Origin of the sequence: Gottschalkia purinilytica (genome assembly GCF_001190785.1) — a bacterium.
GTDB classification, from domain to species: Bacteria; Bacillota; Clostridia; order Tissierellales; family Gottschalkiaceae; genus Gottschalkia_A; species Gottschalkia_A purinilytica.
The window spans coordinates 136,980-144,469 of the sequence record NZ_LGSS01000009.1; the positions used below are offsets into that span (position 1 = coordinate 136,980).

4 protein-coding genes, 1 pseudogene, 1 CRISPR repeat array and 1 other annotated feature (1 of these 7 only partly in view) are annotated in these 7,490 nt (G+C 29.1%); of the genes and pseudogenes, 1 reads left to right on the forward strand and 4 read right to left on the reverse strand.

Annotation, left to right across the window (positions count from 1 at the left end; all coding sequences use genetic code 11):
• Positions 1-545: direct repeats of the CRISPR family, unit length 30 nt; unit sequence ATTTAAATACATACTATGTTACTGTTCAAC (it extends 805 nt beyond the left edge of the window).
• A gap of 212 nt (positions 546-757) precedes the next feature.
• Together ileS and CLPU_RS10380 are read right to left on the reverse strand one after the other, a co-directional pair.
• Positions 758-3,865: an isoleucine--tRNA ligase gene (ileS, locus tag CLPU_RS10375; protein WP_050355591.1), complete on the reverse strand. Its 3,108-nt coding sequence runs from the start codon at positions 3,863-3,865 to the stop codon at positions 758-760.
• Positions 3,866-3,974: 109 nt separating this feature from the next.
• Positions 3,975-4,196 (reverse strand) — a binding site (T-box leader).
• Positions 4,197-4,277: 81 nt separating this feature from the next.
• Complete coding sequence (locus CLPU_RS10380) at positions 4,278-5,009, reverse strand: HAD family hydrolase (protein WP_235436156.1); 732 nt, start codon at positions 5,007-5,009, stop codon at positions 4,278-4,280.
• A 741-nt stretch (positions 5,010-5,750) separates the two neighbouring features.
• Here CLPU_RS10380 and CLPU_RS18030 point away from each other — a divergent pair.
• Positions 5,751-5,873, forward strand: coding sequence for a hypothetical protein (locus tag CLPU_RS18030; RefSeq protein WP_268760466.1), 123 nt, complete (start codon positions 5,751-5,753; stop codon positions 5,871-5,873).
• A gap of 760 nt (positions 5,874-6,633) precedes the next feature.
• On the opposite strand, the gene CLPU_RS10385 is transcribed toward CLPU_RS18030, so the two are convergent.
• A complete protein-coding gene (locus CLPU_RS10385) occupies positions 6,634-7,173 on the reverse strand; it encodes a GNAT family N-acetyltransferase (RefSeq protein ID WP_050355592.1) in 540 nt (179 codons plus the stop codon).
• A 162-nt stretch (positions 7,174-7,335) separates the two neighbouring features.
• A pseudogene (locus CLPU_RS10390) lies at positions 7,336-7,490 on the reverse strand (IS200/IS605 family transposase); the annotation flags it as partial.

Genomic DNA, 7,490 nt, shown 5'->3' on the forward strand with positions numbered 1-7,490 from the left:
CTATGTTACTGTTCAACTTACTCTTCATCAACATAATCATTACAAATAATATGATTTAAATACATACTATGTTACTGTTCAACTTTTGAATACTTTTCGCTTTCTTTATAGCCTTCTCAATTTAAATACATACTATGTTACTGTTCAACACATGAGGAAAGAATTTCAAACTTAGAAAACAACAATTTAAATACATACTATGTTACTGTTCAACTTTTGCGAAAATGTCTTTCCTTCTTTTAATGCTTCTATTTAAATACATACTATGTTACTGTTCAACTTAGCTCCTAGTGGATTTACCATCTTTCCAGTTGATATTTAAATACATACTATGTTACTGTTCAACTCTGTCCTTTCTAATATATCTAAATAAGTATCTAAAATTTAAATACATACTATGTTACTGTTCAACTAGTAAAAATATTTCTTAACTCTATTGCATATTATATTTAAATACATACTATGTTACTGTTCAACACTACTATTCCAGCTATGCAGTATACTGCCACCTACGGATTTAAATACATACTATGTTACTGTTCAACTACTGTAATTTACACAAATATAATTTTATATTATGTGTTATAGTCAGCTAATAATCACATTTATTAATTATTTTACCAAGTTCAACCTTTATTTACAATATATCTATATTATATACATATAAGTTGCTATTTTTCAATGATAATAACAATTTACAAGCTTAATTAGTTGGTAAAAAACCCCCGAAAATAATTTTTTCGAGGGTTTCAATTTATTAGTTATTCACTTTTTCTAACTTTATTCCTGTATCATGTCCATTTAAGTTGTGTTTTTCTAAATTATCATCTGAAACTTTTTCTATATTTATTGCTAATGTTTCTTGTTTTATATAATCACTATAAGCTTCTACTGCTTTAGTTATATCATCATTTCCATTAAAGTAAATGTTTATGTTATCCATCATTTCGTATCCGTTATTTTTTCTCATCTGTTGTACCTTAGATATGAATTCTCTTGCATATCCTTCATTTAATAGTTCTTCTGTCAAAGTTGTATCTAAAATAACAAATAAGTTATTTTCCATAGCAACATTGAATCCTTCTTTGGCGATTATATTTATCATTACAAAGTCTTTTGTAATTTCAAAATTTTCTCCATCAAGATCAAGAGTTATAGTTTCTCCATTTTCTAATTTTGGTACTGCTGATGATGCATCTAAGCTTTGCAATGCTTTTCCAAATATCTTAATTTTTGATCCTAGCTTAGGTCCAGCTTCTCTAAAGTTTGGTTTTAGATTAAAGTCCATATATTCTTTTAAGTCTTTAGCAAATACCACTTCTTTAACATTTAGTTCTTCTTTAATAAGTGGTACTAAATCTGAAATGATACTCTCATACTTACCATCTATTAGTACTTTCTGTATTGGCTGACGTACTTTTATCTTTTCTGCTTCTCTTGAAGCTCTACCAAGTCCTACTAGATCTCTTACAAGATCCATTTTTTCTTCTATATTTTTATTTATTAAGCTTTCATCTAATACTGGATAATCACTTAAATGAACAGATAATTCTCCAGTTAATTTTGTATATAATTCTTCTGAAATATATGGTGCAAATGGAGCTATCATTTTAGAGATTCCCACTAATATTTCATATGTTGTATTATAAACTGCTTTTTTATCTTCAGTTAATTCTGACTCCCAGAAACGTCTTCTTGAACGTCTTATATACCAGTTGGATAAATCTTCATTTACAAAATCTTGTATCTTTCTAACAACTTTAGTCAGATCAAAAGCTTTTAATTCAGTTTCAACATCTCTTAATAAACTATTGTATTTAGATATTATCCATCTATCTAGTTCTGGTCTATTTTCTATTTGTACGTAAAAATCTTTAGGATTTACGTTATCTGTATTAGCATATAGTGTAAAGAAGTTATATACATTTTTAATAGTTCCAAAGAACTTACTTACAACTTCTTTTAATCCATCTTCATCAAATCTAGTTGGAGTCCATGCTGGAGATACGTATAATAGATACCATCTTAATGCATCTGCTCCATACTTATCAAACAGTTCAAATGGATCAACAGTATTTCCTTTTGACTTAGACATTTTCTTTCCTTCTTTATCTAAGATAAGGTCGTTTACTAATACTCTCTTATATGGTGACTTTCCAGTAACAAATGTTGAAATTGCTAATAGTGAATAGAACCATCCTCTCGTTTGGTCTATTCCTTCACATATAAAGTCGGCTGGGAATAATTCTTCAAATACTTCTTTATTTTCAAATGGATAATGATGTTGAGCAAATGGCACAGATCCGCTATCGAACCAACAGTCTATAACATCTTTAACTCTTGTCATTTGACTACCACATTTATCACATTTAATGTGTACTTCATCAACATAAGGTCTGTGTAACTCTATATTTTCATCTATATTTTCTATAGCTTTTTCTGCTAGTTCTTTTCTTGATCCTATACTTTCTAAATGACCACACTCACATCTCCAGATATTAAGAGGAGTTCCCCAATATCTACTTCTAGATACAGCCCAATCATTTAAGTTTTCTAACCAGTTACCAAATCTCTTTTCTCCTACATAATCTGGATACCACTCTACAGAATTATTATTTTCTATTAGTTTATCTTTTAGTTTTGTCATTTCTATATACCAACTTGGTTTTGCATAGTATAAAAGTGGTGTTTTACATCTCCAACAATGAGGATAATTATGAGCAATTTTTTCTTTCTTAAATAATTTTCCTTCTCCATGTAACCATTTTATAATGTCTATATCAGCATCCATTACAAACATGCCTTTCCAAGGAGTATCTATATATTTACCATCTTCATTAACTGGTTGTAATACAGGTAAATCATATCTTCTTCCTGTGTTGTAGTCATCTTCACCAAATGCCGGTGCTGTATGAACTATACCTGTACCATCTTCTGTTGTTACATAATCTGCAACCGTTACAAAGAATGCTTTTTTATCTGCTTTGACAAAAGGCATAAGTTGTTCATATTCAATATATTCTAAATCTTTACCTTTCATTTCTTCTAATACTTCAAATTCTTGATCTCCAAATACTTTTTTAGATAGTGTTTTTTCTACATAATAAACTGTTCCTTCTGATTTCACTTTCAAATATGTTGCTTCTGGACTTACAGTTAATGCAACATTTGAAGCTAATGTCCAAGGAGTTGTTGTCCAAACTAAGAAGTATTCATCCGCATCTTTTCTTTTGAATTTAACTATAACTGTATTTGTTTTTACTTCTTCATAACCTTGAGCAACCTCATGTGAAGCAAGTCCTGTACCACATCTTGAACAGTATGGTAATATTTTATGACCTTCATAAATATATCCTTCTTTAAAGAATTTATTTAATATCCACCAAACTGATTCAATATAGTTATTATCAAGTGTTATATATGGGTTATCTAGATCTATGGCATAAGCCATACGTCTAGTCATTTCTCTCCAGAGGCCTTCATACTTAAATACAGATTCTCTACATTTTTCATTGAATTTATCTATTCCATAATTCTCAATATCATGTTTATCTTTTAACTTAAGCTCTTTTTCTACTTCTATTTCTACAGGTAATCCATGAGTATCCCATCCAGCTTTTCTTTTTACCTGATAGCCTTTCATAGTTTTATATCTACATACTGAGTCTTTTAAAGTTCTGGCTATAACATGATGTATTCCAGGTCTACCATTAGCTGTAGGTGGTCCTTCATAGAATACAAATGGCTTTGCTCCCTCTCTATTTTCTATACTCTTCTTCAATATATCTATTTCGTCCCAGAATTTTGATAATTCTTTTTCATTTTCACTGACTGATAAGTTGGATAGTTCTTTAAATTTTTCCATATTATCATCCTTTCAATATAGTATATAGTTTTGTTAAAGTTTGAGGATATCTATAGTTTAAAATTATATTACATGTTATATAAAAATAGAAAAGCCCCTAAGTTCAAAACTTAGGGACGAATATACCGTGTTACCACCCAAATTATAAAAGTAAATGAATACTCTTATCACTCATTATATTTTAACGTATCTCTACGTGATGTCTTACTATCATTTTCAGACAACAAGCTCTAAGGTGATCTTCATAAAAGATAAAGTTAATAGTCTCTCAGCAACCAACTATCTCTCTGTGAACTCTTTCAATTATTACTTTCCTCATCATAGCTTTTTTTATACAGTTTGATTTATAATATATCAAAATATGTTTTTTTGTCAAGCTTATTTATTAATTTATTAAGATTTCTTCATATTTTCAAAGTATTTCTACACTAGGAGACAATTTATATATTATATTCTTTCTTTCAACCATTATTTTTATTCGCTCTGATAGTTCTTTATCATCTTTTATCATATAGAATAATTCTTTATTAGGATTTATAACTATTGGATTTCCTACTAATTTTAACATTGAGTAATCTCCTGTAGTATCTCCATACGCAAAACTGTTTTCCAAATCTACATTATATTTTTCTAATAATTCGTTTATTGCCAAATGTTTTCTTTCAGACTGCCACATAGGCTTTAATTTACCAGTAAAGTTATTATTCTCATCTACTTCATAAATAGATGCCCTATACTCTGTAACTTCATACTTTTCAGCCATTCTTGATACTAGAAAATCTGGACTTCCTGATATAAAGAATATATTATGGCCCTTTTCCTTATGATATTTTATCCTATCCCTTGAATATTTATATACTTTATCTCCATTTAAACTTATAACTTGATTTGCTATAAATTCAATATAAGATTTATTCACTCCTTTTAATTGTTCAACATATATTTCAGCAAGTTCTTCTAGATATACTTCAAAATCTGCATATCTTCTTTCCCATTCTAAATACGTATGCTTAACTTGATTATGCCATATTGCTGGATCTATAACCTCATATTTTATGAGCTTTTTAAAATGTTCAATCATAAGCGAATTTCTATAAATGGTTCCATCAATATCAAAAAAAGCTGCTATATTTTTTCCCCCCACATGTATCCCCTCCTATTATTATAATTATCGTTATTAAGTATTCTTAATCATATCCTAATATCATCCTTTTAAATCAATTTAATTTAACTTTTTGTATTTTAAACTAATTATATTTAATTTAATTTAATTAATCACCAAAAAAATTACTTAAGCATAGTATATATTGACTCTTAAAATTTTTCTATTTAAGGAGGTGTCACTATGACTGGAACAGCTAATTGCGATGGAGGTATAAGAACTGACCTATTATTTTTCTTCCTATTACTGGTAGTTTTATTCTGCTTCTGTTGGTAATATTTAAAATTAATTATAACCAAATTTAATATCATTAGATATATTAAAAATAGCTTAAAATTTAGAGAGGAGGTTTCATTATGTCTGAATCTAAAGGTCTATGGCATGGAGATGGTATAGGAAGTGAATTATTATTCTTCTTCTTATTACTAGTAGTTTTATTCTGCTTCTGTTGGTAATATTCAAAATTAATTGTAACCAAATCTAATGATTATCCATATATTGAAAGTAGTTATAATATTTTAAAAGGAGGTTTTTTGTTATGTCTGAATCTAAAGGTCTATGGTGTGGTGGAGATGGTATAGGAAGTGAATTATTATTCTTCTTCTTATTACTAGTAGTTTTATTCTGCTTCTGTTGGTAATATTCAAAATTAATTGTAACCAAATCTAATGATTATCCATATATTGAAAGTAGTTATAATATTTTAAAAGGAGGTTTTTTGTTATGTCTGAATCTAAAGGTCTATGGTGTGGTGGAGATGGTATAGGAAGTGAATTATTATTCTTCTTCTTATTACTAGTAGTTTTATTCTGTTGCTGTAGTGGTGGCGGATTTGGTAAATGGTAATTAGTTAAATACTTTATAAAATGATTATTTTAAGGAGGTTTTTAACATGTCTGAATCTAAAGGTCTATGGTGTGGTGGAGATGGCATAGGAAGTGAACTATTATTCTTCTTCCTATTACTAGTAGTTTTATTCTGCTTCTGTGGTGGTGGATTCGGTAAGTGGTAATTACCAATACATTTTAACTTAGTAAATATTAATTTAATATATTATTTTAAAGGAGGTTTTTTAGTATGTCTGAAAGCAAAGGCTTATGGTGTGGTGGCGGTGGTATAGGAAGTGAACTATTATTCTTCTTCCTATTACTAGTAGTTTTATTCTGCTTCTGTGGTGGTGGATTCGGTAAGTGGTAATTACCAATACATTTTAACTTAGTAAATATTAATTTAATATATTATTTTAAAGGAGGTTTTTTAGTATGTCTGAAAGCAAAGGCTTATGGTGTGGTGGCGGTGGTATAGGAAGTGAACTATTATTCTTCTTCCTATTACTAGTAGTTTTATTCTGCTTCTGTGGTGGCGGATTCGGTAAGTGGTAATTTTAGATACATTTTAAATGTCAATATTAATTTGACACAAATATTATCTTAAAGGGGGATATTCTAATGTCTGAATCTAAAGGTCTATGGCATGGAGATGGTATAAGAAGTGAATTATTATTCTTTTTCTTACTCCTAGTAGTTTTATTCTGTTCTTGTTGGGGAGGACTTTGGTAAATATTAATTGACATTCATTACGCAAGGGAAGTTATAACTTCCCTTGTCTATTTTTTGTCTTTGAAATATTCCTCTCGTAGTACTGACATTACTATTTCATCATGAAACTTTCCATTTCTAAATAACCTTTGACGAAGTCTTCCTTCTTCTACAAATCCATTCTTCTTATATGATTTAATAGCTCTTTCATTAAAAGAAAAAACATATAGTTCTACTCTATTTACATTAATTTGGTTAAATATGAAGTCTAATAATAACTTCATCGCTTCAGTACCGTAACCCTTACTTCTGTAATTCTTATCTCCTATATAAATCCCTACAGTAGCCGTACTATTATTCCAATCTAAATTATTTATGCCACATCCACCTATGTATTTACTCTCATTTATAGTTTCTATAGCAAAGTTATATATATTATTGTTTTTATTTTGTTCTTCAAACCACTTTTCTTCTTTTTCCATAGTCATAGGATAAGGTATCATAGTCCATAAGTTTAGTATTACATCTGGATCATTCATATACCTACAAGCAAGTTCTAAATCTTTTCTTTCTATCCCTCTTAACCTAATTCGTTCTCCTATTATCATAGACGTCACCCCTCATATAATATTTATCATTTATGTATAATCATGACCACCCGTCAAACGGGTGGTTTGCTCAGCCCTATAAGGGCATATTACTTGCTGTGTCTTAAGACACCCTGAAAGGTTTGCCAACTGCTATAGTTTTTCAGGGCACCCCTTAAGGGGTTATTTTTTCTTCCCTTTGGCTACCTCTTCACCCGTAAACGGGTCTATAAACTCTTTCAAACTTATTTGATCACCTGCTATATCTTCTTGCATTTGATTTTTTATATACTCTGCAATTGCCTTTTTATTTCTTCCTACTGTATCTACATAATATC